Consider the following 23569-nt stretch of genomic DNA (forward strand, 5'->3'; position numbering starts at 1 on the left):
CTTCGCTAACTGTTCGCTATGTCTCCGAACAAAGTGTTCGCGATGTCCCCGGTCCATACACTCCCAAAGGGAGAGGGAGCTGATTTACTGTTGCTTTTAGTCCCCTCTCCCTCCGGGAGAGGGCTAGGGTGAGGGGCTCTTCGTCCAGCCAGAAAAAACGGAATGACCCCGCTGCTTTTTTTCGCTTGCCGCCCCCGCCCTCAAACGCTTTGATAGACGCTCACCTCGTCACCAGAGCCCTGCCCCATGCCTGCCTTTGAAGGTTTGTTCACCCTCGTCGAATCCGCTCTCGGCCAACCTGCGGCCCAATGGCTACGCGACCATGTCGAAGTGCCCGACGCTTTGCAACACTTCAACTGGAGCGAACAGGCAGTGCATCGGGTCTGGCTGGCTGAAGCTCTTAATCTGTATTTACTGCACAAATTGGTCAATGCCGTGCCCGACGGTCTGCGCTACGTCGAAGAACAAGCGCAACAAGGTCGCAAAGTCGTGTTCGATCACGGCGCTATTCGGACCGTGGACTGGCCACACAACGGCCAACTGCCCCGTGGCCGTCAGGCATTTTCCCGAATACTGGAGCCCTTGGGGTTTACCGATGTGCGCACCTACCCACTGACCAAGCTGAATATGACCGGCTGGGGCTACCGGCAGATGGACCTGCCCGAGGATATTGCGCAATTCTTCGTCTCGGAATTACATCCCGGACGCTTTAGCGAAAAATTCCAGCAGGCCGTCAGCCGCGTGGTCGCCTCCAGCCTTGACCCTCTTCACGACGAACACGTGCACATCCTCGAACGCCTGCACCTCACCCAGCATTGCAGCCTGCAAGAAGCCAACAGGTTGTTACCCGCGCTCTACCGGGCGTTCGAGCGACAACATGGCGTAGTGTTGGAAACCGACTATCAATGCCTGCTCAACGAAAGCGCTGAAATGGCCTGGATTGCCACCGAAGGCAACAGTTTCAATCACCTCACTGACCGTGTGTCAGATCTACAAGCTTGCGTCACCCAACAACGCGAACTGCAACGGCCAATGAAAGACAGCATTGAGGTGTCCGCATCAGGAAGGGTCATGCAAACGGCTTATCGCGCCTGCACCGTGACGCGAGGTTTGATCGATGCGGGCGGTCAGCTTTGCGAACATTCAGTGCCAGGGTCGTTTGTCGAGTTCATTGAGCGCAAGGTCGACCCGGAGACGGGGCGTATCGACTTGAATTTCGACAGCAGCAATGCCCAAGGCATTTTCAAAATGACTGACTCAAAAGCCTGACCCGGAATGTAAAAAGCCCTGACAGCGCACGGCACGTCAGGGCTTTTGAGAGCGACCCGGATTCTTATTTAAGAACCACAGCGCCTTTCATCATCGAGTTGTGGCCCGGGAAGGTGCAGAAGAATTCGTATTCTTCACCCGCCTTGAGCTTCGATACATCGAAGGTCACGGAATCTTTCTCGCCAGCACCAATTACTTTGGTGTGAGCAATTACGCGCTCGTCGCCATCCTTGAGGTAGTTCTTGTCCAGACCGGCTGCAATCCCGTCTGTGGAGACAGCCTGCATGTCAGCTTTTTTGCTCAGCACCCAGTTATGGCCCATCACGTTTTTAGGCAAGTTGCCGGAGTGTTCCAGGTTAACGGTGAAGGTTTTGCACGACTTGTCGATGACAATTTCTTTGGTGTTGAATGACATTTGATCAGTCGAATCGACCGTCACTGCACACTCGGCTGCCAGCAAATGGCCGCTGGCCAGGGTCAACAGGGATACCGCAACAACTTTGGCAAACATGGTTTTTCTCCAAGGCAGGGTACAAAAAATCCATAATTTGTATACAGGTTGCACGAAAAGGGTCGCATTGCCAATGACCCACGTCATGCTTGTTGTGTATAAAAGACATTATGAACCCTCTAGACGAACCGCAAACGCTCAACCTTACGGCTTCACTGATCGATAACGCCCAACAGACCGCAGAATTAATCCACCTTGTGTTTTTTGAGCGGTGTAGAGTCGTGAAAGCCGCGCAAAAGATCGCCTTGCAAAAACCCAGCTAACGGCTAAGCACTAATACAGGGCAGAATACGCGCCGCTCAACTTCCCTTCGAGCCCCAGAGGATCGCCCATGGCCAAACCAAACTATAACTTCGCTAAGCGTCAAAGAGACTTGGCTAAAGAGCAGAAGAAAGAGGAAAAGCTCGCGCGCAAGAAAGCCGCAGCTGAAGAAGGCACTGTAGAGCCTGGCACTGAAGCCGATACCGACGTCGATGCTGAAGGTGAAGTGGTCGCTGAAAACACCGACACCCCAGAAGAAAAAGCTCCAAACGCGTAACCCACACGGCCCGGTTATCCACAACCCGGCCCACAGGATCTGTGATCAGGATCAGCAGCACGCCTGCTGATCCTCGCAGATAGCCTGAGCGCCCGTCAGACGCATCTAACTCCACATCCTTACTCAGCGACAGCTCATAGCCTACAAACGCGTGGCAGGCTTCCCAGCGCCCAGAATGCACAACGCCAGCCCGAAGGCTGGCGTTGCACACTTTCTTCCGTAGCAGCTGCCGCAGGCTGCGATAAGGACCGAAGGGCCTTCGCTCTAGAAAAAGCGCGACCCCTTCAGGCTCGATCGCATCCTTCGGCAGCTGCTACGAAATTATGGCTTAGCGCGGCACAGCTGGTTTACGGGTTGGCTTTTGGCCTTTACCACCCTTGGCCGCTTCATGACGCTCTTTGGCCGCCTGCTTGTTACGGGCAAATGCCGCAGCCTTGGCCTGCTCGCGTTTATCCCACGGGTTACCACCGTCGCTGGCACGTGGCGGCAAGCCAGTGTGCTGGGTCAGGATTTTGGTGGTCTTCTCTCCAGCCACTTTATGGCTGCCCACAGGCGTCGAATTTTTACGACGGGCACTTTGATAGCTGTCAGTGGCCGGCTGGTGCAATGGGATCAACTGATCTTTGCCCGAACCGATCAGGTCAGCACGGCCCATGCGGGTCAGTGCTTCACGCAGCATTGGCCAGCCTTTCGGGTCGTGGTAGCGCAGAAACGCCTTGTGCAGACGACGCTGCTCTTCGCTCTTGACGATGGTGACCGAGTCGCTCTTGTACGTGACCTTGCGCAGCGGGTTCTTGCCCGAGTGGTACATCGCGGTGGCGGTAGCCATTGGCGAGGGATAGAACGCTTGCACCTGATCCGCCCGGAAGCCGTTGCCCTTGAGCCACAGCGCCAGGTTCATCATGTCTTCGTCTTTGGTGCCGGGGTGAGCGGCGATGAAGTAAGGGATCAGGTACTGCTCTTTGCCTGCTTCCTTGGTGTACTTCTCGAACATGCGCTTGAACTTGTCATAGCTGCCAATGCCCGGCTTCATCATTTGGTTGAGCGGACCTTCCTCGGTGTGTTCCGGGGCGATCTTGAGGTAGCCACCTACGTGGTGCGTTACCAGCTCTTTGACGTATTCCGGCGACTCGACCGCAAGGTCATAACGCAAGCCGGATGCAATCAGAATCTTCTTCACACCCGGCAAGGCACGGGCGCTACGGTACAGCTGAATCAGCGACGAGTGGTCGGTGTTCAGGTTCGGGCAGATGCCAGGGAACACGCAGGATGGCTTGCGGCACGCGGATTCAATTTCCGGCGTTTTGCAGGCAATGCGGTACATGTTCGCGGTTGGGCCACCGAGGTCGGAAATGACGCCGGTGAAACCGGGCACCTTGTCGCGGATTTCTTCAATCTCACGAATGATCGACTCTTCGGAACGGTTCTGGATGATGCGGCCTTCGTGCTCGGTAATGGAGCAGAAGGTGCAGCCGCCGAAGCAGCCACGCATAATATTCACCGAGAAACGGATCATGTCGTAGGCCGGGATTTTTTCCTTGCCGTACGCCGGGTGTGGAATACGTGCGTAGGGCATGCCGAACACGTAGTCCATTTCTTCGGTGGTCATTGGAATCGGAGGCGGGTTGAACCACACATCCACTTCGCCATGCTTCTGCACCAGCGCACGGGCGTTACCCGGGTTGGTTTCGAGGTGAAGAACCCGGTTGGCGTGAGCATAAAGAACAGAGTCGCCACGCACTTTCTCAACCGACGGCAGACGGATCACCGTCTTGTCGCGGGTCATGCGCGGGCTGGCCAGAATTTGCACCACTTGGGCTTCGTTCGGGTCTTCAACCGGGCCTTTTTCCTGCTCGATGGCGCAGGCTTGAGTGTCCTGGGTGTTCACGTACGGGTTGATGATCTTATCGATCTTGCCCGGACGGTCGATACGCGTGGAGTCGACTTCGTACCAATCTTTAGGCGTATCGCGACGGATGAACGCAGTCCCGCGTACATCGGTAATGTCTTCAATCTTGTGGCCGTACGACAAGCGTTGGGCAACTTCGACAATGGCACGCTCGGCGTTGCCATACAGCAGGATGTCAGCGCAGGCGTCGATCAGGATCGAGTTACGCACACGGTCCTGCCAGTAATCGTAATGCGCGATACGGCGCAGGGACGCTTCAATCCCACCGAGCACGATCGGCACGTGCTTGTAGGCTTCTTTACAGCGCTGGCTGTACACCAGGCTCGCGCGATCCGGACGTTTGCCAGCCATGCCACCTGGGGTGTAGGCGTCATCGGAACGGATCTTTTTGTCGGCGGTGTAGCGGTTGATCATCGAATCCATGTTGCCGGCCGCGACGCCGAAGAACAGGTTCGGCTCGCCCAGCTTCATGAAGTCATCTTTGGACTGCCAGTTCGGCTGCGCAATGATGCCCACACGGAAGCCCTGAGACTCCAGCAAACGGCCAATGATGGCCATGCCGAACGACGGGTGATCGACATACGCATCACCGGTGACGATGATGATGTCGCATGAATCCCAGCCAAGCTGATCCATCTCCTCCCTGCTCATCGGCAGGAATGGCGCTGGACCGAAACATTCGGCCCAGTACTTCGGATAGTCAAATAGTGGCTTGGCTGCTTGCATGTCGATGACCGGTGTTGAGTGCAAAAAAGGGGCGCGTCATTTACTAAGAAATTCGCGGTCGCGGAATATAGCACAAAAAATAACCAATTCCGACGGCGATGGTCGGAATTGGTGGGTGCGGTTACAAACGCAACGACTTAGTCGTCGTCGAAGTTGTAACTGCCTGGCGCCAGGTTTTCGAAGCGCGTGTACTTGCCGATAAACGCCAGGCGCGTGGTGCCGATAGGGCCGTTACGCTGCTTGCCGATGATGATTTCGGCAATGCCTTTGTGCTCGGTTTCGGGGTGATACACCTCGTCCCGGTACACGAACATGATGACGTCGGCATCCTGCTCGATGGCGCCGGATTCACGCAAGTCGGAGTTGATCGGGCGCTTGTTCGGCCGCTGCTCAAGGGAGCGGTTGAGCTGCGACAGGGCAACTACCGGGCAGTTGAACTCTTTGGCCAGCGCCTTGAGGGATCGCGAAATTTCGGAGATTTCGTTGGTCCGGTTATCACCGCCCGAGCCAGGGATCTGCATCAATTGCAGGTAGTCGATCATGATCAGGCCGATGTCGCCGTGCTCACGCACCAGACGACGCGTGCGCGCACGCATTTCAGACGGGCTAATGCCCGCCGTGTCATCAATGAACAGCTTGCGGTCATTGAGCAGGTTGACCGCCGAAGTCAGGCGCGGCCAATCGTCGTCTTCAAGGCGACCCGCTCGGACCTTGGTTTGGTCGATACGCCCAAGCGACGACAGCATACGCATGATCAGCGATTCACCTGGCATCTCGAGGGAGTAAACCAGTACCGCTTTCTCGCTGCGCAATACGGCGTTTTCAACTAGGTTCATCGCAAAGGTGGTTTTACCCATCGATGGACGACCGGCGACGATGATCAAGTCCGCCGGCTGCAAGCCGCTGGTCATGCCATCAAGGTCGGTGTAGCCAGTGGACAGGCCGGTGATGGCGTTGTCGGTGTTGAACAGGGTGTCGATGCGGTCGATGGCTTTGGTCAGCAGGTCATTGACGCTGACCGGGCCGCCGGTTTTAGGCCGGGCCTCGGCAATCGCAAAAATCTGACGTTCGGCTTCGTCGAGAATCTCTTCAGCGCTGCGCCCTTCCGGGTTGAATGCGCTGTCGGCGATCTCGGTGCTGATACCGATGAGCTGTCGCAAGGTCGCACGCTGACGCACGATCTGGGCATACGCCTTGATGTTGGCGACCGACGGTGTATTTTTCGCCAGCTCACCGAGGTAGCCCAGGCCACCCACTTGCGACGTCTGACCTTCCTTGTCCAATTGCTCAGCAAGGGTCACGACGTCAATCGGGGAGTTCTGGTCCGCCAGTTTGGCGATGGCGCGGAAGATCAGGCGGTGGTCATGTCGATAGAAATCACCGTCCGAGACCTGATCCAGTACGCGTTCCCAGGCGTTGTTGTCCAGCATCAAACCACCGAGCACAGCCTGTTCGGCCTCGATGGAATGCGGAGGCACCTTCAGGGCTGCGGTTTGTAGATCATATTGCTCAGGAGCGGAGATATCGTTCATGGCCACTTGGTTAATTTTTTAAAAGCAGGAGTTTGAAAAATCAGGAACAGCAGAAAGACAAAGGGCACGACCTGTAAACAGGATCGTGCCCGATGTTAACCGTCTGACACACAAGGTGCCAGTCAGTTAAGACTGCTTAAGCAGCTACCACAACAACGCGTACGGTTGCTTCAACTTCGGCGTGCAAGTGCACAGCCACGTCGAATTCGCCAACGTTGCGGATAGTGCCGTTCGGCAGACGAACTTCGCTTTTTGCAACTTCAACGCCAGAGGCGGTCAGTGCATCAGCGATGTCGTGAGTGCCGATCGAACCGAACAGCTTGCCTTCGTCACCAGCGGTGGCAGTGATAGTCACTTCCAGCTCAGCCAGTTGGGCAGCGCGTGTTTCAGCCGAAGCTTTCTTGTCAGCTGCTGCTTGTTCCAGCTCAGCACGACGCTCTTCAAAAGCAGCCAGGTTGGCAGCAGTTGCAGCGGTAGCTTTGCCGTATGGCAGCAGGTAGTTACGACCGTAACCGGCCTTAACATTTACTTTGTCGCCCAGGTTGCCCAGGTTTGCGACTTTTTCCAGAAGGATCAGTTGCATGTGAAAATCCTCTTAACTTTTAACCTTCACCGTCCGCAGAGCCTTTATCAGCGTCTTTCGGCGCCAGACGTCCGCGAAAATCAATCAGGCTGTCGACAATGGCCAAAACCACGAGCAACGGATAGATCAGCTGCATAAACAGCAAGAGCGTGACGTACATCCCCACCAGCCAAAACTTGGCCAGTCGCTTTCTCGCCACCAACCCGTGTATCAGGGCCAGCCCGGCGAAGAACAACGCTACGCTGCACAACGGCGTAAGCATGGCCATTTGAGGACCGAAGTTCGGCCCTACAAGCATGCACGCCAGCAACAGTAACGCTGGACCCAGCGGTAGGCGGATGCTGCGAAATTCGCTGGCAAAACCGCCCGGGTTGTACAACAGCGCTTGCCAGTAACGCCCAAGTATCAGGCTCAGCACGCTGACGACCTGCATCAAAGCTGCTATCAAACCGGTAAGGACGGGTGCAATCAGTGCTCCAAGGCGCGCTCGCTCTACGTCAGATAACTTGTCGTAGAGACCATTGAGGACCTGCGGCAGGAGTTTTTCCAACTCCTGCGCCATCGCACCAATGGGTTCGCGGAAAACCGTACCCAGGATCACGCCATACACCACACCCAACGCTACGCTGACCAGCAGCACGCGATACCAGGGCTGACCGGCGCGCAAAAGCATCGCCAATCCCAGAGTGCCCAACAACACCATCAAGGTGCGAGGCTCTCCGAGAAACCACCAGACCAAGGCCGGCAGTAACGCCCATGAGAGGATGCTCAAGGCATCTCTCGGACCGCGCCGCAGAAGCACAAGGCACCCTGCAGCAGCACTCAACCAGAACAAAAACGGCAATGCCGCACATCCGGCCACGATTAACGTGGCCTGTACACGGCCTCGCATGATGAACTCAGCTAAGGCGCGCATACTTTCAATCCTTTACTACCTGTCGACTGCCCGGTCTCAGCGGCCGTGGCTGTCGGTGTAGGCCAGCAGGGCCAGGAAGCGGGCGCGCTTGATAGCGGTGGCCAGCTGACGCTGATAACGAGCTTTAGTACCGGTGATACGGCTTGGAACAATTTTGCCGGTTTCGGATACGTAGGCTTTCAGAGTGTTGAGATCTTTGTAATCGATCTCTTTCACTTCTTCTGCTGTGAAGCGGCAGAATTTACGACGACGGAAGAAACGTGCCATGTAATTGGCTCCTCAAAAGGTCCGTGGATTACTCGTCAGCGTTATCGCTGGCGTCGCTGTTATCGCTGTCATCGCCATCGGCGCTGTCAGAATGCTCAGGACGGTCACGACGCTCACGGCGCTCACTGCGGTTCTCTTCAGCCTTGAGCATCTCGGACTGGCCAGTTACGGCTTCGTCGCGACGGATGACCAGGTTACGGATCACAGCATCGTTGTAACGGAAGTTGTCTTCCAGCTCAGCCAGGGCTTTGCCAGTGCACTCAACGTTCAGCATCACGTAGTGAGCCTTGTGAACATTGTTGATTGCGTAGGCCAGTTGACGACGGCCCCAATCTTCCAGACGGTGGATTTTGCCGCCGTCTTCTTCGATCAGCTTGGTGTAACGCTCTACCATGCCGCCGACTTGTTCGCTTTGATCCGGGTGGACCAAAAAGATGATTTCGTAATGACGCATGAATGCTCCTTACGGGTTGTAGCCTGCCGCTAACTAAAAAGCGGTCAGACAAGGAGTGAATGACACTTGTGTGTCTTGCCTAGAGAGGCACATATGCGCCCGCCATGACGGCAAGGGGCGCAATTGTAGAGAAGGGACAAGAACGGCGCAAGGCAATTGGTGATTATTTGAACAATCTTGCCGTACGGTGACCTGTCGCCGCTGTCGCAGACTGCGATAAGGCCGCAGGCCTTCAAGCTTGAGTCGTCAAGCCGAGCGCTGCGCGCTCGATCGCAGCCTTCGGCAGCGACTACAGGTTTACTTTTTCTTGGCAGGGGACTTGGCTTTCACGCTGCGCTGACGCAGGGCTTCGAACAGGCAGACGCCCGTCGCTACCGATACGTTCAGGCTGCTGACACTACCGGCCATTGGCAGGCGCACCAGGTAATCGCAATGTTCACGCGTCAGGCGACGCATGCCTTTGCCTTCGGCACCCATGATCAGGATGGTCGGACCGGTCAGGTCTTGCTCGTACAGCTCCTGCTCGGCTTCACCCGCCGTACCGACAACCCAAAGACCGCGCTGCTGCAGCTTCTTCAAGGTCGCAGCGAGGTTGGTGACTGCAACCAATGGAATCACTTCCGCAGCGCCGCAGGCTACTTTTCGCACAGTCGGGGTCAGCGTCGCCGACTTGTCCTTCGGCACGATGACCGCCAACGCACCAGCCGCATCGGCAGTACGCAGGCAAGCACCCAGGTTATGCGGATCGGTCACGCCGTCCAGCACCAGAATCAACGGCGCGCCTTCGGTACGGTCCAGCAGCTCATTGAGCATCGCCTCGCCCCACACCTGGCTTGGGCTGACATCGGCCACAACACCTTGGTGAACGCCCTCGACCCAGACGTCCATTTCGCGACGCTCGGCATTACCCACGGGCACACGGCTCTCGTCAGCCAACGCGATCAGGGTTTGAACACGAGGATCGCTACGACCCTCAGCCAACCACACTTGTTTCACGCGCTTGGGGTGATGACGAAGCAACGCTTCTACGGCGTGAATACCGTAGATTTTTTCCAACTGACTCATGACTTGGCCTTAGGTTTGCGCGACCCGCTGCTTTTGGCAGCAGGCGCGGCGCCCGTTTTTGGCGGGCCTTTACGATGTTTGCTCGGTTTGGAAGGCTTGCCTGCATCTTTAGCAGGTGCCGCCCTACCCGACTTTCCCGGCTCCGATGTCCGACCGCCGCTTTTCGATTCGGCCAGCAGCGCCTGCTTCAACTCACGACTTTTGCGCAGTTCGGCATTTTTTGCCGCTGCGTCGCCCGGACGATAAGTCTCGTCCGCATTTTTCGCAGGCTTTTTGGCCGGAGCACGACGGCTGGTTTTCGCAGGCTCGGCCGGCTTTTCAGTGTCGTAGCCGCTTGGCTTGCCAGCCGGCTTGGTTTTGGCTGCCGGTTTGTCAGTGCCACGATTCTTGCGACCAATCGGTGCGCTGAGGGTTTTCTCGGCCATTTCGAAGTCGATTTTGCGCTCGTCCAGATCGACACGCATAACCCGCACTTCAACGGTATCACCCAAACGGAAACTACGACCGGTGCGCTCACCCGCCAGGCGGTGATGCACAGGGTCGAAGTGGTAGTAGTCACCCGGCAAGGCGGTGACGTGCACCAAACCCTCGACATAGATGTCAGTCAGCTCAACGAACAGACCAAAACCGGTAACTGCTGTCACAACACCCGGGAACGACTCGCCAACGCGGTCCTTCATAAACTCGCACTTGAGCCAGTTGGTCACGTCACGCGTGGCTTCATCGGCACGGCGTTCGCTCATCGAGCACTGCTCGCCGAGTTGCTCCAGCGCGGCTTCGTCATATGGATAGATGCGCGCTTTCGGGATGGTCATCGCGCCAGCACGGCGAACGTGCGGGGTGTCCATTTTGGAATGGATCACACTGCGAATCGCCCGGTGCGTGAGCAAGTCCGGATAGCGACGAATTGGCGAAGTAAAGTGGGTATAGGCTTCATAGTTCAGGCCGAAGTGGCCCTGGTTATCAGCGCTGTACACCGCCTGACTCAGCGAACGCAGCATCACGGTCTGGATCAGATGGAAATCCGGACGATCCTTGATGCTGGCCAGCAAGGCCTGGTAATCCTTCGGCGATGGGCCGTCCTTGCCTTTGTGCAGGCTCAGACCCAGTTCACCGAGGAAGGCGCGGAGTTTTTCCAGACGCTCAGGCGGCGGACCATCGTGAACACGGTACAGCGCAGGAATTTCGTGCTTCTTAAGGAACTCGGCGGTGGCAACGTTGGCCGCCAGCATGCATTCCTCGATCAGCTTGTGCGCATCATTACGAGTGGTTGGGCGAATTTCGGCGATTTTGCGATCGGAACCGAAGATGATTCGGGTTTCCTGGGTTTCAAAATCAATCGCGCCACGGGTATGACGTGCCGCCAGCAACACCTTGTACAGCGAGTAAAGCTGCTTGAGATGCGGCACCACGTCAGCGTATTCGCTGCGCAGTTGCTTGGCTTCGGCGGTTTTCGGTTGCTCCAGAATGGTGCTGACCTTGTTGTAGGTCAGACGCGCCTGGGAATGAATCACCGCCTCATAGAACTGGTAGTCAGTCATTTCGCCGGTTTTGGAGATAGTCATCTCGCAAACCATGGCCAAACGGTCAACGTGCGGGTTCAGCGAGCACAGTCCGTTGGACAGCTCTTCGGGCAGCATCGGAATTACGCGCTCAGGGAAGTACACCGAGTTGCCACGCACTTGCGCTTCGGTATCCAGCGCCGAGCCGATTTTCACGTAGCTGGACACGTCAGCAATGGCCACGTAGAGCTTCCAGCCACCGGAGAACAAACGCAGCTTGCCCGGCTTGGCTTCACAGAACACCGCATCATCGAAGTCGCGTGCATCTTCGCCGTCAATGGTGACGAACGGAAGATGACGCAGGTCGATGCGTTTTTCTTTGTCTTTTTCTTCGACTTCCGGCTTCAGGCGACGCGCTTCCTTGACCACGGCTTCTGGCCAAACATGCGGAATGTCGTAGGTGCGCAGGGCGATGTCGATTTCCATGCCCGGCGCCATGTAGTTACCCACGACTTCAAGCACATCACCTTGCGGCTGAAAGCGCGGCGTCGGCCAGTGAGTGATCTTCACCTCAACAAATTGGCCAATCTTGGCGCCCGCATTGCGGCCCGGCGTGACCAGCACTTCTTGCTGGATCTTCGGGTTATCGGCAACCACAAAGCCGATACCGCCTTCTTCAAAGTAGCGACCCACGATGGTCTCGTGAGCACGCGAAACCACTTCAACAATCACGCCTTCACGACGACCACGGCGATCAAGCCCCGAAACTCGGGCCAGCGCGCGGTCGCCATCGAACACCAGACGCATTTGCGCCGGGCTCATGAACAGGTCGTCGCTGCCGTCGTCCGGGATCAGGAAGCCGAAGCCATCGCGGTGACCGCTGATGCGGCCCAGGATCAAGTCGAGCTTGTCGACCGGCGCATACGTGCCGCGGCGTGTGTAAATAAGCTGGGCATCACGCTCCATCGCACGCAGGCGACGACGCAGGGCCTCGATTTGGTCTTCAGTCGTCAGACCAAACTCTTCCACCAACTGTTCGCGAGCAGCAGGCGAGCCACGCTCGGCCAGATGCTGAAGGATCAGTTCGCGGCTAGGGATAGGGTTTTCGTATTTTTCCGCTTCACGTGCGGCCTCGGGATCGAGGGTCTGCCAATCGGCCATTAGATAGTTTTCACCTTGTCTATATGCGGGTTAGTTTGGCATACGCGTATTGAAACGGGAAATTTCGGACTCACTCAGAGCCTTAATAGTCCTTTCTGACACGCTTTGACACTGCCGCCCCACCGTTCGCGAAATATTTGCAATATTTTTAATCACAACGCTTTACAGGTCAAAGGGTCATCCGTATAGTGCGCGCCATCGACAACGGCAACGTTGAAGATGCTGCCCAGATGGTGAAATTGGTAGACACGCCAGCTTCAGGTGCTGGTGATCGCAAGGTCGTGGAAGTTCGAGTCTTCTTCTGGGCACCAATTCAGAGTTGTAGGTTAGTACAACCTACACACTCACACAAAAACCCGCGAAAGCGGGTTTTTGCATTCTAAGCCGCTGATTTAATAAAACTAAAACAGGGGTTTACAGATTTAAAAGCTGTCCGTATAGTGCGCCACATCAACAGCGGCAACGTTGCTGATACTGCCCAGATGGTGAAATTGGTAGACACGCCAGCTTCAGGTGCTGGTGACCGCAAGGTCGTGGAAGTTCGAGTCTTCTTCTGGGCACCAATTCAGGTTTGCAACCAACAGGTTGCAGAACCACTCAAAAAGCCCGCGAAAGCGGGCTTTTTAGTTTCTGCAATTCAAGCCCCCCCCCCTCTTCTCTATTGGCCTGATGCCTTTCATCAGTACACCAACGTTGCATTTGATAATCCATCTCACTCGCACTAATATCCGGCCACCTTCAGATCGCCTATGCGTCTTCCTGGATTCGAGTGTCCGACAACAACGAAAGACTACAGCTCTACCTCATGCATCGACATGCTCTGGTGGACTATGCCGCACCCATCGTAGGCTGCCGCGCCAAAGCCGAGGATGTGGTTCAGGACGCGTGGCTACGCTTTAGCCAAGGTGCCGACAACCTCATCCCGCTCACGCAGCCGGTCGGCTACCTGTATCGAATCGTGCGCAATCTGGCCTTTGATCTGAATCGTCGCGTCACCCTGGAAAATCGCCACACATCCCGTGACGAGTTGCTGGATGAGTACGTTTCCAATGCCCCATCCCCCGAGCAGGAAGCCTTGCATCTGGACGAGCTGCGCAAATTGCAACATGCTCTGTCGCGCCTGCCGGAACGCACTCGGCAGGCATTCGTCCTGCATCGACTGCAAGGCCTGACGTTTCAACAAATAGGTGCCCAACTGGGTATCTCTGTGAGCCTGGCCCACCAATTGGTCCGCGACGCCCTGACCTACTGCGCGGAACAACTGAGCGATGACTGATAAACCGCCCCCGAATCTGATCTGGGAAACCGCACTGGACTGGCTGCTGCTGATTCAGGAAAACCCCCACGACGCCGATTTGGCCCGCCGCCTGAATGACTGGCGTGCCAGCGCTGCTGAACATGACGCGGCGTGGCGTAAAGCGCAGAAAGTCTGGCAACTCAGCGGGGCCGCCTTGAGCTTGCCAAGCGAACCGGCTGCCGGCACCACACAGATCGAGCCCCGCACCTTTTCACCCCGACACTTTAGCCGCCGTAAACGTTCATGGATTGGCGCGGCCGCAGCCGCCTGCGTCGTGATGCTCTTGCTGCCGGACTGGCAAGCACTGCGGGCTGATTACCACAGCCATACCGCCGAACACCGTGACATTACACTCAGCGACGGCAGCCATATGTTGCTCGACAGCAACAGCGTGGTCGACGTGCAGTTTGACCCCGGGCAGCGGCAAGTCACGTTGTTGCGCGGGCAAGCATTTTTCTCGGTTAAATCCGAGCCCGACCGCGCTTTTTATGTCAACGCCGGGCCAGTGCGCGTGCGCGTCACAGGCACTGCTTTTGCAGTCAGCGTTGAGCAGGGCGAAGTCCATGTCAGCGTCGAAAGCGGCACCGTTGCGGTTAAAACCCCCTCCTCCTTGGCGTCATCCAGCCTTCACCATGGCGATCATCTGAACTACAGCACTCTGGATAACCAGACCCGAGTGGCGCAGTGGCCTGACGAATACATAGCCCCTTGGCGCCGCTGGCAACTGATTGCCGTAGACCAATCAGTGGACGATGTCATCCAACAGCTGCGTCGCTATCAGCCAGGCCTGATCGTGTTGACAGACAAAGCACTGGGCCAGCGTCGGATTACGGCCGCCCTGAACCTGCGGGATCCAAAACGCGCACTGCAGGCCGCTATCGCTCCACTGGGTGGAACTGTGCAGGACCGCCTGCCTTTCACCTTGATCGTTTCCGACGCCCCCTAAATCTTTTTTCATTTATTTCTGGAAATCTTCCGACGCCGAGAGTCTTTACCTAAGAACGTCACTGATAAAGATTCGCATTAGTGACAAGGGCGTTTCTTTTCGTAGGTCATCTCATGCCTTCTCCGCGTTTGCGTTGCGTCAGTCGTACTGGTTACCGATCGTTGTCTCTAGCCCTGTTGCTGGGCTTGCCCACACTGACTTTCGCAGCCTCCCCTGTGTCTGACTCCCAGAACAGTCGCGAGCTACAACAGCATTTCCAGATTGCCGCGCAACCACTGAGCGCGGCATTGATTGCGTTTTCACAGCAATCGGGCTGGCAGGTCAGCGCGGAAAGCACCCTGCTCACCGGCCTGAACAGCGCGCCGGTGGACGGCAGCATGAGCCCGGAAAAAGCCTTGGCGCGACTGTTGCGCAACAGTGGCCTGCAATGGGAAGTGACCTCGCCCGAGAGCGCTTCGATCCTGCCACCAGCAGAAAGCGATGTACTACAGATCAAAAGCACGCCGATTACGGCGATGGACTCCGTGTTCCAGGGCGAACAGGTGATTGATCGGCAAATGATCGAGAGCCTGCCTTCAGGTAACGGTGACATCACCAGCCTGCTGCGCACCAACCCTAACGTGCAATTCGACAACAATCAGCTGAGCAGCAAGACGCCCGGCGAAATTGCACCTGCCGACATCAGCATCAACGGCGCCCGACCTTGGCAAAACCTGTTTGTGGTCGATGGCATGAGCATGAACAACGACCTCGATCCCGGCAGTAGCACAGACAATTTCTCTGAGATTTCGGGGCGCAGTCAGGGCCTTGCGCTGGACACCGACTTGCTCGAAGACATCAAGGTCTATGACAGCAACGTCCCCGTCGAATTTGGCGGCTTTAACGGCGGCGTGGTCGAGGCCAATACCCGCGACCCCAAAAAGGACTTTCACGGCAAGGTGTCTGTGCAAATGTCGCGTTCGGAATGGACCCGCTATCACCTCAACGAAGATGATCCGGATCTTGAAAACTTCGAAGCAGGCTTCGGAAACAACAGCCAACCCGAGTTCAAGAAAATCATCACTCGCGCCACCCTCGAAGGGTACTTGACCGACAACTTCGGCTTGATGGGAAGCTTCTCCCGCAAAGACTCGACTATCCCGACACGGGTATTCGCCGCCTCCAACCAAAATGAATCAGCCGACGCCGCGCAAGTTCAGACCCGACGCATCGACAACTACTTTCTCAAAGCCGTCTGGCAGGTTAATGAAGACTGGAAGCTGGACGTCAGCCTGACCCACGCCCCGGAAACTGCGAAGACGTTTGGCCCTGCCTCGATCTATTCGGCCCGGGAAATGGAGGCGGGAGGCGACAGCTTGAGCGCACGTTTGGTGTGGAATGCGCCGCTGGCCCGAGTTGAACAAAACCTCAGCTGGAGCGAACTGAATACGTCACGCTACTCCGAAAGCGATTACCTGATTTTCTGGCGTTCATCCACGACCAAAGACTGGAGCACTTCAGCGGTTGCCTCCGAGGGCGGTTTTGGCGACATCGAAGAAACCCAAAAAACCCTGGCTTACAAGCTCAAGGCCGACTGGAACAGTTTCAATTGGCTAGGCCTGGATCACTCCATACAAACCGGCCTTGAGCTGTCGCAAAGCTCGGCCAGTTATGAACGCAACAAGCCCCATAGCAGTTACACCGTCGCCTCCACCAGCACATGCGTGGGCAACGATCCTTATTGCTCGATTGGCACCACCAAAGAGGGATGGCCCGGGCAATACGCCAACAAGATGACTGTCAGTCAGGGCAAGGTCGCCTTCGACACCCGCTCGTGGGCGTTATACCTGCAAGACGAAATGCGTTACGGACGGCTCACCGTCAGACCCGGCGTACGCATCGACGGCGACGACTACATGAACCAGACCACTGTCGCGCCTCGTCTCGCCATCGAGCTGGACGTGTTCGGCGATAACAAGACCCGCATCACCGGCGGCGCCAACCGCTACTACGGGCGCAACCTGTACGCCTATCGCCTACGCGACGGCATCGCCGCCATGGGCACCGAATACAGTCGTATCAACCAGGCTTCTGAATGGGTGAAGGATAAGCAAAACGCCAATGACAGCAAGTTCAACCAGTTGAAAGTGCCGTATGACGACGAGCTGACCCTGGGCCTGAGTCATGTGCAATGGGACACCGAGTTCGCCGTCAAATACGTCAAACGCATGGGTCGCGAGCAAGTCAGCCGCGCGTGGGGCTCGCAAATTGGTGAGCCGTCAGAAGACACCAGCACACTGGCCGCCAACTACTACACCTATTACAACGGCGGCAAAAGTGACGCCGACATCTACACCCTGACCATTACCCCGCTGCAAGCCTTTACGCTGGGCAGCACCCGCACCTCGGGTCAGTTCGCCATGGACTGGAGCAAAATCAACAACACCGGCCTGTCGAGCTATACCGCCAGCATCGGCGCGACCTATGTTGAAGATCCGACGATCCAGTACGACGGCAAGTTCATGAAGTATTCCGACATGCCCGCAACCAATTACAACCGCCCCTGGACTGCGCGCCTGACCACCATCACCGAAATTGAGCCCTTGCACCTGACCTGGAGTAACTTCCTGCGCTATCGCGACGGTTATCGTCGAATTGCCGTCACCGGCAAAAAGGTCCAGTACGAGGGCAAGGACGCCTATGTGTGGGCCGAAACACCGTTTTCCGGGGCGCTGACCTGGGACACCCGCATCGCGTGGGAAGTCCCTACGGCCAAAGACCAGGCAGTGTTCGTCAACCTCGACGTGACCAATCTGCTGGATAAGCAAATCGTCGGCGCCACCGAAACAAGCGGCCTGCCCACCTATGAAGTCGGCCGCCAATTCATGCTGGAAGTAGGGTACAAATTTTGAATCGCCTGATGTTCTGCCTCAGTCTCGCAGCGGCGCTCAGCAGCCCGAGCGCGCTAGCCGCCACTGCCTGCGATGAGAAGGCTGGCGATTACGCTACTTGCATCGCCCCGTTATATCGCCAACCCATCGCCCAATGGCCTGCGCCGCAAGTGGATGCCGATGTTAACTGGCAGGAAATGGCCGCCCTGCCCGACCACGCGCCCGCACCACCCGAAAACCCGTTCAGCGACGCCAAGGCCGAGCTGGGCAAAAAACTCTTTAACGACCCCAAGCTATCGCGCTCCGGGCAAATTGCCTGCGCTTCCTGCCATGAAGCCGACATGGCCTTTGCCGATGGTCGTCGCGTGTCTTTTGGCCATGACCGCCAGAACGGTCGACGCAACGCCCCCAGCCTGGTGATGAGTGGCTACAGTTCCATGCTGTTTTGGGACGGTCGGGGCGGCAGCCTTGAGCAACAAGCCATGCACCCCATCGTCGACCCGGTGGAAATGGCCTTCGATATTCCGCAATTGCTTGAACGGCTCAATGCAGATCCCGACTACCGCGAACAATATGCGCAGATTTTTGGCGATGGCCCGATTACCACCGAACGCACCGGGCAAGCACTGGCTACGTTCCAGCGCACGCTGGTCAAAAGCACGCGCAACACCGCCTTTGAGCAATTACTGCGTGGGCGTCCACAGCGCATGAACGATGAACAGCTCTACGGCCTGCATCTGTTCCGCACCAAAGCCCGCTGCATGAACTGCCACTTCGGCCCGGCCCTGAGCGACGAACAGTTCCACAACGTCGGCCTGAGCTATTACGGACGCGCAAAATACGAGGACTTGGGGCGCTATGAAGTGACGCGCAAGCCGGAAGACGTGGGCGCCTTCCGCACACCGTCTTTACGGCTGGTGATGAAAACCGCGCCGTGGATGCACAACGGCCTGTTCGTCAACATGGAGGGCACGCTGGCCTTCTACAACATGGGCATGCCGCGCCCGCGCCCCAACGCCGAGCAAGTCAATGACCCACTGTTCCCGACCACCAGTGAGCGTTTGAAACCGCTGGGTCTGGACAAGGTTGAACTCAAGGCATTGCGCAGTTTTCTGGATACGCTGTAGCCGGGCAAGCACCACAGTTCGTCGCAGGTGCGCAATTGGACGCTGGGTCAAGCGTACTTGAGAAACAATATCGTTTATTATTGTTTCAAGTTTTGTAGTACCCCAGCGAGGAACCCAGCGAATGATGCTCCGAAATACCCAGCTTGCAACATTTCTACTGCGCAGTTTGTCCATCGCAACGCTTGGCCTGACCCTGCTCGCTCCCGCCGCTTACGCAGCCGACCCTGTCACCTTGACCCTGTACAACGGCCAGCACAAAGAGGTTGGCGACAACCTTGCTGCTGCCTTTGAAGCCAAGACCGGCATCCACGTCAACGTGCGCAAAGGCAGCAGCAACCAGTTGGCCAGCCAGATCGTCGAAGAAGGCGACCGCTCGCCTGCCGATGTGTTCTACGCCGAAGAATCGCCACCGCTCAACAGCCTTGGCGAACAGGGCCTGCTGGCCAAAGCCGACGACAGCACCCTGCAAGCGCTGCCCAAGGAATACGTGGCGGCCAATGGCACCTGGATCGGCGTAACCGCGCGTACCCGCGTTGTCGCGTTCAACCCCAACAAGATCAAGGAAGAAGAACTGCCCAAGTCGGTTCTGGATTTCGCCGGCCCTGAATGGCAAGGCAAAGTGGGTTTCGTACCGACCAGCGGCGCATTCCAGGAACAGGCCGTGGCCATCATCAAGATGCATGGTCGTGACGCCGCTGAAGAATGGCTGACCGGCCTGCGCGCCTTCGGCAAGACCTACACCAACAACATGGTGGCACTTAAAGCCGTCGAGAACGGCGAAGTGGCCGCGGTACTGGTCAACAATTACTACTGGTTCGCCTTGCAGCGCGAGAAAGGCAAGCTGGACTCCAAACTGCACTACTTCACAGATGGCGATGCGGGCGGCTTGATTACCGTGTCCAGTGCTGGTGTGGTCAAGGCCACCAAGCACCCTAAAGAAGCTCAGCAATTGCTGGCATACATGGCCAGCGAAGAAGGCCAGCGGGTGATCACCAACACCACCGCTGAATACCCGATGCGCAAAGGCATGGTGTCGGAACGCGGCCTCAAGCCGTTTGAAGAACTGCAAGCCCCTAAAATCACCCCGGCCGACCTTGGCAACGCTGACGAAGCGCTGGAGCTTGAACAAGAAGTAGGCCTGCTCTGATGCTGTCTGCCGCCCAACCTGCGCGCTTTACCCTGAAACGTAAAAGGCCTTCGATCTGGCTGCTGTTGCCCGTGCTGTTTCTGGTGGGCCTCAGCCTGTTGCCACTGCTGTATGTGGGCACAAAGGCCTGGCAAGCCGGATGGGCGCAAGCGGTGCATCTGTTGTGGCGGCCGTTTGTCTTTGGCCTGATGCGCAACACCTTGCTGCTGATGGTCGGCGTGACTGTCACCTGTGCGCTGGTGGGTTTGTCGCTGGCCTGGTTGCTGGAGCGCAGCAACTTGCCGGGCCGGCGGCTGTGGGGCGTGATCCTGTGCCTGCCGTTTGCCGTTCCGGCGTTTGTCAGCAGTTTTACCTGGGTGTCGCTGAGCGCCAGCTTTGAGGGGTTGGGCGGGGCCATTCTGGTGATGAGCCTGTCCAAATACCCGCTGATTTTTCTGCCGGTGGCGGCGACCTTGCGCAACCTCGACCCGGCGCTCGAAGAATCGGCTCGCACCTTGGGCCAGAATCGCTGGGGGGTGTTTTTTACCATCACCCTGCCGCTGCTCTGGCCCTCCCTGCTGGCCGGATCGCTGCTGATTGCTCTGCATATGCTGGTGGAATTCGGCGCATTGTCGATCATTGGTTTGCAGACGTTTACCACGGCGATTTATCAGCAGTTCGAATTGGAGTTCAGCAATGCCAATGCGGCAATGCTGTCAGCCGTGTTGCTGGTGATGTGTTTGAGCCTGCTGTGGCTGGAACTGAAAGTGCGTGGCAAAGGCCGTCATATTCGGATTGGTCAGGGTGCAGCGCGGCGTGCCGAGCAAGTACGGCTGGGCAAGTGGTCGTTGCTGGGTCAGGTGTATTGCCTGGCACTGGCAGTGATTGGCAGCGGTGTTCCGCTGGGCATGCTGGTGTACTGGCTGGTCAAAGGCAGTTCTGCGGCGTTCCCGATGGCCGAGATTGGCGAAGCGCTGGTTTCGTCGTTGTCACTCGCGCTGGGCGGCGCGGCGCTGTGTCTGGTGCTGGCGGTGCCGGTCGGCTTGCTGGTGGTGCGCTATAAAGGCCAACTGGCGATCTGGGCGGAACGTTTGCCGTATCTGCTGCATGCCCTGCCAGGGCTGGTGATTGCCTTGGCGCTGGTGTATTTCTCGCTGCATTACGTGCCAGCGCTGTACCAGACCTCGGCGTTGCTGTTGATTGCTTATGCTCTGCTGTTTTTGCCGCTGGCGCAGGCGCCGATCCGCACGGCGCTGAACAAGGCGGCTCCGCAGCTTGAAGAGGCGGCTCGAACACTGGGCGCCTCGTCGTTCACGGCGTTTTGCCGGGTGACGTTGCCGATCATCTTTCCAGCACTGGGGGCGGCGTTCGCGCTGGTGTTTCTGGATGCAATGAAGGAACTGACAGCGACGTTGCTGCTGAGCCCTACAGGGTTGAATACCTTAGCGACGCAAGTGTGGTCGCATACGTCGAACATTGAATTCGCGGCGGCAGCGCCCTATGCGGCGCTGCTGATTTTAGTGTCAGGGTTGCCGGTTTACTTGCTGACGACGCGGATGTATTTGAGCCGCTGAATACGCCTGCCCTCACCCCAACCCTCTCCCAGAGGGAGAGGGGGCTAGATTGAGGCGTTTCGCAAATCCGCTTTTGCCTTTAGTCCCCTCTCCCTCCGGGAGAGGGCTAGGGTGAGGGGCTTTTGATCTCAAGCCCGAAACTGCCCCAAACTCGCCTTCAACTGCGCCGCCAAACCATCCAGCACTTTGCCACTGGCCGTGGTTTCATTCACCGCCTGCGCCGCCCGCTCGGACTGCGCATGAATAACCTCAACTCGCCCCCGCACCGCATGCGCACCCTGCGCCTGATGCACCGCCGCTTTCGTCGCATCACCAATGGCCGCGTGCACTTGTTCAACCGACGCTTGCACCGTTTTCTGCAATTGCACACTGCCACGTAGCACCGCCAACCCTTCATCGGCCTGACGCCCCGCCAGCCCAATGGCCGTCACCGCCTCTTTCGCGCCCTGCTGCAAGGCCACTATATGCGCCTGAATATCGCCCGTTGAACGTTGCGTCTTGCTCGCCAGCGCCCGCACTTCATCGGCCACCACGGCAAACCCGCGCCCGGTTTCGCCCGCCCGCGCCGCCTCGATGGCCGCGTTCAAGGCCAACAGGTTGGTCTGTTCGGCAATCCCGTGAATCACCGTCAACACCACTTCAATTTGCTCACTCTGGCGAGCCAGCCGCTCTATCACCTTGGCACCCTCGCCCACTTGCCCCGCCAAGGCTTCAATCAATCCACCAACTTGCGCCGAGGTACGGGTGTTTTCATCGGTGGCCTGACGAATATCCAGCACTTGCTTAAGTGCCGCCTGCATCGCATGGCTTTCAGCCTGCGCATCGTCTGCCATGGTCGACAGTGCGGCCAGACTTTGTGCCACTTCGTCACGCTGCAATTGCGCGGCGGCATTGGCCCCGGCATTGCGTACAGTCATGGCGCCGATCTCGACCCCGGTTCGCTGCGCCACATCGCCGGCCTCGCGCACAATCGGTTGGAGTTTGTCGATAAACCGATTGACCGCTGCGGCCATGTCGCCAATTTCATCCTTGCTGTGCAGGCCGACACGCTTGGTCAAATCGCCGTCGCCCGCCGCCAGATCATTCAGTGCGCCGATCAGCAGCAGCAATTTGTTCACCACTCGCCGCCCCAGTACCACGGCCAACAACAAGAGCACGCCCAAGCCGACAATCGCCAAGCCCACACCAATCCGCCACCGCAATGTATCCGCCGCCTCACGCACGGTCTGTGCGGTATTGGCTTGCATCTGCGCGGCCGCCGCTTGAGCCGACTGCAAACGGGCGCCCAAGGCCGCCGAGCTGTCGCTGGCAGCACCTTGCAGGCTTTCGCCGACCAACTGCTCACTGTTGACGATCAGTGTCGCAAAGCGTTTATCCAGCGCCGCCAGATCCTCTTCCAGCGACGCCGTGGAAACACCCATCAGCACTTTGCCGATTTCGACACCATTAGGGCTGATGGGCGCTTCGAGGTAGTACACCGCCGGGTCGTTACGGGCCGCGCTCAAGACCTTGTCCAAGGCTCGCTCACCTTGGCCCTTTTCCAACAGGGTTTTGTTGATCGGGTTGTCACGATTGAGATAGCGCGTCAGGTGCTGACCTGCCGCATCGTCATACACCACAAACAACACATTGGGATTACGTTGAGCGCGGCGGGCAAACTCAGACAGGGTGGGCACATCGTTGTCCCAAATGGCCCGCGGTGCCACAGCCGCCAGTAACTGCGCCATGTCGTTGGCTGAGTCCTTGAGGTTCTTTTCCATCAAATCCCACAGCTGCGTCTGCTCTTCTTTCAAGCGCGGCGCCAGGCCCGCGGTTAGACGCTGGCGAGTATGGGCTGACAGCTCATCAAGGCTGTTTTTGACCTCCTGACTGGCCTGCTGCAACTCAACCGTCAGTTTTTGGCTGTCTGCGCCCAGACGCGCGTCCAGATCAGCTTCTAATGCGGTCACGGTGCTCCGAGTCAGTGCAACCGCCACCAGCACCTGCACCAAAAGGGCGATACCGAGGGTAACGAACACAGGCCTTAACAAGCGACTTTGTAACAGTGAGAGAACGGCAGACACAAGAAACCCCTCTACATGCGTGCCATTATTTTGATGGCACTTTTATGGAGGTTTCTACAGCAAGGGTCGTGCCGCTTGGCGGACAGAAACAACAAAGGGCCCCGAAGGGCCCTTTGCTTTACATCGCTACGAC

General features: G+C 57.4%; 18 protein-coding genes and 2 tRNA genes. 10 read left to right on the plus strand and 10 right to left on the minus strand.

Translation table 11 applies throughout. The features are described from left to right. Positions 1 to 246 precede the first annotated feature (246 nt). A complete protein-coding gene (locus tag GHN86_RS19115; RefSeq protein ID WP_153381524.1) occupies positions 247 to 1269 on the plus strand; it encodes a DUF1338 domain-containing protein in 1023 nt (340 codons plus the stop codon). Positions 1270 to 1333: 64 nt separating this feature from the next. Here GHN86_RS19115 and azu read toward each other — a convergent pair whose 3' ends face one another. Then, positions 1334 to 1780 (minus strand): azurin, encoded by a 447-nt coding sequence (gene azu / locus GHN86_RS19120; protein WP_153381522.1) that lies wholly within the window; start codon positions 1778 to 1780, stop codon positions 1334 to 1336. A gap of 331 nt (positions 1781 to 2111) precedes the next feature. Here azu and GHN86_RS19125 point away from each other — a divergent pair, with 331 nt between their 5' ends. Beyond that, positions 2112 to 2318: a hypothetical protein gene (locus GHN86_RS19125; RefSeq protein WP_153381520.1), complete on the plus strand. Its 207-nt coding sequence runs from the start codon at positions 2112 to 2114 to the stop codon at positions 2316 to 2318. A gap of 328 nt (positions 2319 to 2646) precedes the next feature. On the opposite strand, the gene GHN86_RS19130 is transcribed toward GHN86_RS19125, so the two are convergent. The 8 genes from GHN86_RS19130 to rnr all read right to left on the minus strand — a co-directional run bounded on the left by GHN86_RS19130 (position 2647) and on the right by rnr (position 12433). Beyond that, complete coding sequence (locus tag GHN86_RS19130; protein WP_153381518.1) at positions 2647 to 4953, minus strand: YgiQ family radical SAM protein; 2307 nt, start codon at positions 4951 to 4953, stop codon at positions 2647 to 2649. A 137-nt stretch (positions 4954 to 5090) separates the two neighbouring features. Then, the gene (gene dnaB / locus GHN86_RS19135; protein WP_016783319.1) at positions 5091 to 6485 is read right to left on the minus strand and encodes a replicative DNA helicase; all 1395 of its coding nucleotides are present in this window, start codon (positions 6483 to 6485) and stop codon (positions 5091 to 5093) included. A 136-nt stretch (positions 6486 to 6621) separates the two neighbouring features. Further along, a complete protein-coding gene (rplI, locus tag GHN86_RS19140; RefSeq protein WP_003439047.1) occupies positions 6622 to 7068 on the minus strand; it encodes a 50S ribosomal protein L9 in 447 nt (148 codons plus the stop codon). A gap of 19 nt (positions 7069 to 7087) precedes the next feature. Beyond that, complete coding sequence (locus GHN86_RS19145; RefSeq protein ID WP_153381516.1) at positions 7088 to 7984, minus strand: hypothetical protein; 897 nt, start codon at positions 7982 to 7984, stop codon at positions 7088 to 7090. 36 nt (positions 7985 to 8020) lie between these two features. Beyond that, complete coding sequence (gene rpsR, locus GHN86_RS19150) at positions 8021 to 8251, minus strand: 30S ribosomal protein S18 (protein WP_003171373.1); 231 nt, start codon at positions 8249 to 8251, stop codon at positions 8021 to 8023. A 28-nt stretch (positions 8252 to 8279) separates the two neighbouring features. Next, positions 8280 to 8705 carry a 30S ribosomal protein S6 gene (gene rpsF / locus GHN86_RS19155; RefSeq protein WP_003439045.1) on the minus strand — a complete coding sequence of 142 codons (426 nt, stop codon included), beginning with the start codon at positions 8703 to 8705 and terminating at the stop codon, positions 8280 to 8282. A 297-nt stretch (positions 8706 to 9002) separates the two neighbouring features. Continuing rightward, positions 9003 to 9770, minus strand: coding sequence for a 23S rRNA (guanosine(2251)-2'-O)-methyltransferase RlmB (rlmB, locus tag GHN86_RS19160; RefSeq protein WP_153381514.1), 768 nt, complete (start codon positions 9768 to 9770; stop codon positions 9003 to 9005). Then, on the minus strand, positions 9767 to 12433 hold the full coding sequence (rnr, locus tag GHN86_RS19165) for a ribonuclease R (protein WP_153381512.1): 2667 nt from the start codon (positions 12431 to 12433) through the stop codon (positions 9767 to 9769). The genes rlmB and rnr overlap by 4 nt, the downstream gene beginning before the upstream one ends. A 224-nt stretch (positions 12434 to 12657) precedes the next feature. Between rnr and GHN86_RS19170 the strand changes: the two genes are divergently transcribed. From GHN86_RS19170 to GHN86_RS19205, 8 genes are all read left to right on the plus strand, one after another. Beyond that, positions 12658 to 12744, plus strand: a tRNA-Leu gene (locus GHN86_RS19170). 165 nt (positions 12745 to 12909) lie between these two features. Continuing rightward, positions 12910 to 12996, plus strand: a tRNA-Leu gene (locus GHN86_RS19175). A gap of 206 nt (positions 12997 to 13202) precedes the next feature. Then, a complete protein-coding gene (locus GHN86_RS19180) occupies positions 13203 to 13709 on the plus strand; it encodes a sigma-70 family RNA polymerase sigma factor (RefSeq protein ID WP_323369477.1) in 507 nt (168 codons plus the stop codon). Next, positions 13702 to 14676: a FecR family protein gene (locus tag GHN86_RS19185; protein ID WP_153381510.1), complete on the plus strand. Its 975-nt coding sequence runs from the start codon at positions 13702 to 13704 to the stop codon at positions 14674 to 14676. Before GHN86_RS19180 ends, GHN86_RS19185 begins: the two co-directional genes overlap by 8 nt. Positions 14677 to 14789: 113 nt before the next feature. Continuing rightward, on the plus strand, positions 14790 to 17567 hold the full coding sequence (locus GHN86_RS19190; protein ID WP_153387137.1) for a TonB-dependent receptor: 2778 nt from the start codon (positions 14790 to 14792) through the stop codon (positions 17565 to 17567). Positions 17568 to 17575: 8 nt separating this feature from the next. After that, a complete protein-coding gene (locus GHN86_RS19195) occupies positions 17576 to 18673 on the plus strand; it encodes a cytochrome-c peroxidase (RefSeq protein WP_153387139.1) in 1098 nt (365 codons plus the stop codon). Between the two features lie 121 nt (positions 18674 to 18794). Continuing rightward, positions 18795 to 19820 (plus strand): iron ABC transporter substrate-binding protein, encoded by a 1026-nt coding sequence (locus tag GHN86_RS19200; protein WP_153381503.1) that lies wholly within the window; start codon positions 18795 to 18797, stop codon positions 19818 to 19820. Continuing rightward, positions 19820 to 21373, plus strand: coding sequence for an ABC transporter permease (locus tag GHN86_RS19205; protein ID WP_153381501.1), 1554 nt, complete (start codon positions 19820 to 19822; stop codon positions 21371 to 21373). Before GHN86_RS19200 ends, GHN86_RS19205 begins: the two co-directional genes overlap by 1 nt. 128 nt (positions 21374 to 21501) lie before the next feature. Here the strand turns inward: GHN86_RS19205 and GHN86_RS19210 are convergent, their stop codons facing one another. Further along, positions 21502 to 23436, minus strand: coding sequence for a methyl-accepting chemotaxis protein (locus GHN86_RS19210; protein WP_323369476.1), 1935 nt, complete (start codon positions 23434 to 23436; stop codon positions 21502 to 21504). Positions 23437 to 23569 lie beyond the last annotated feature (133 nt).

The organism is Pseudomonas helleri, assembly GCF_009600315.1.
Taxonomy (GTDB): domain Bacteria; phylum Pseudomonadota; class Gammaproteobacteria; order Pseudomonadales; family Pseudomonadaceae; genus Aquipseudomonas; species Aquipseudomonas helleri_A.

Coding starts and splice junctions, on each gene's coding strand:
- GHN86_RS19115 (WP_153381524.1), top strand. CDS start 247: ATGCCTGCCTTTGAAGGTTTGTTCACCCTCGTCGAATCCGCTCTCGGC.
- azu (WP_153381522.1), bottom strand. CDS start 1,780: ATGTTTGCCAAAGTTGTTGCGGTATCCCTGTTGACCCTGGCCAGCGGC.
- GHN86_RS19125 (WP_153381520.1), top strand. CDS start 2,112: ATGGCCAAACCAAACTATAACTTCGCTAAGCGTCAAAGAGACTTGGCT.
- GHN86_RS19130 (WP_153381518.1), bottom strand. CDS start 4,953: ATGCAAGCAGCCAAGCCACTATTTGACTATCCGAAGTACTGGGCCGAA.
- dnaB (WP_016783319.1), bottom strand. CDS start 6,485: ATGAACGATATCTCCGCTCCTGAGCAATATGATCTACAAACCGCAGCC.
- rplI (WP_003439047.1), bottom strand. CDS start 7,068: ATGCAACTGATCCTTCTGGAAAAAGTCGCAAACCTGGGCAACCTGGGC.
- GHN86_RS19145 (WP_153381516.1), bottom strand. CDS start 7,984: ATGCGCGCCTTAGCTGAGTTCATCATGCGAGGCCGTGTACAGGCCACG.
- rpsR (WP_003171373.1), bottom strand. CDS start 8,251: ATGGCACGTTTCTTCCGTCGTCGTAAATTCTGCCGCTTCACAGCAGAA.
- rpsF (WP_003439045.1), bottom strand. CDS start 8,705: ATGCGTCATTACGAAATCATCTTTTTGGTCCACCCGGATCAAAGCGAA.
- rlmB (WP_153381514.1), bottom strand. CDS start 9,770: ATGAGTCAGTTGGAAAAAATCTACGGTATTCACGCCGTAGAAGCGTTG.
- rnr (WP_153381512.1), bottom strand. CDS start 12,433: ATGGCCGATTGGCAGACCCTCGATCCCGAGGCCGCACGTGAAGCGGAA.
- GHN86_RS19185 (WP_153381510.1), top strand. CDS start 13,702: ATGACTGATAAACCGCCCCCGAATCTGATCTGGGAAACCGCACTGGAC.
- GHN86_RS19190 (WP_153387137.1), top strand. CDS start 14,790: ATGCCTTCTCCGCGTTTGCGTTGCGTCAGTCGTACTGGTTACCGATCG.
- GHN86_RS19195 (WP_153387139.1), top strand. CDS start 17,576: ATGTTCTGCCTCAGTCTCGCAGCGGCGCTCAGCAGCCCGAGCGCGCTA.
- GHN86_RS19200 (WP_153381503.1), top strand. CDS start 18,795: ATGATGCTCCGAAATACCCAGCTTGCAACATTTCTACTGCGCAGTTTG.
- GHN86_RS19205 (WP_153381501.1), top strand. CDS start 19,820: ATGCTGTCTGCCGCCCAACCTGCGCGCTTTACCCTGAAACGTAAAAGG.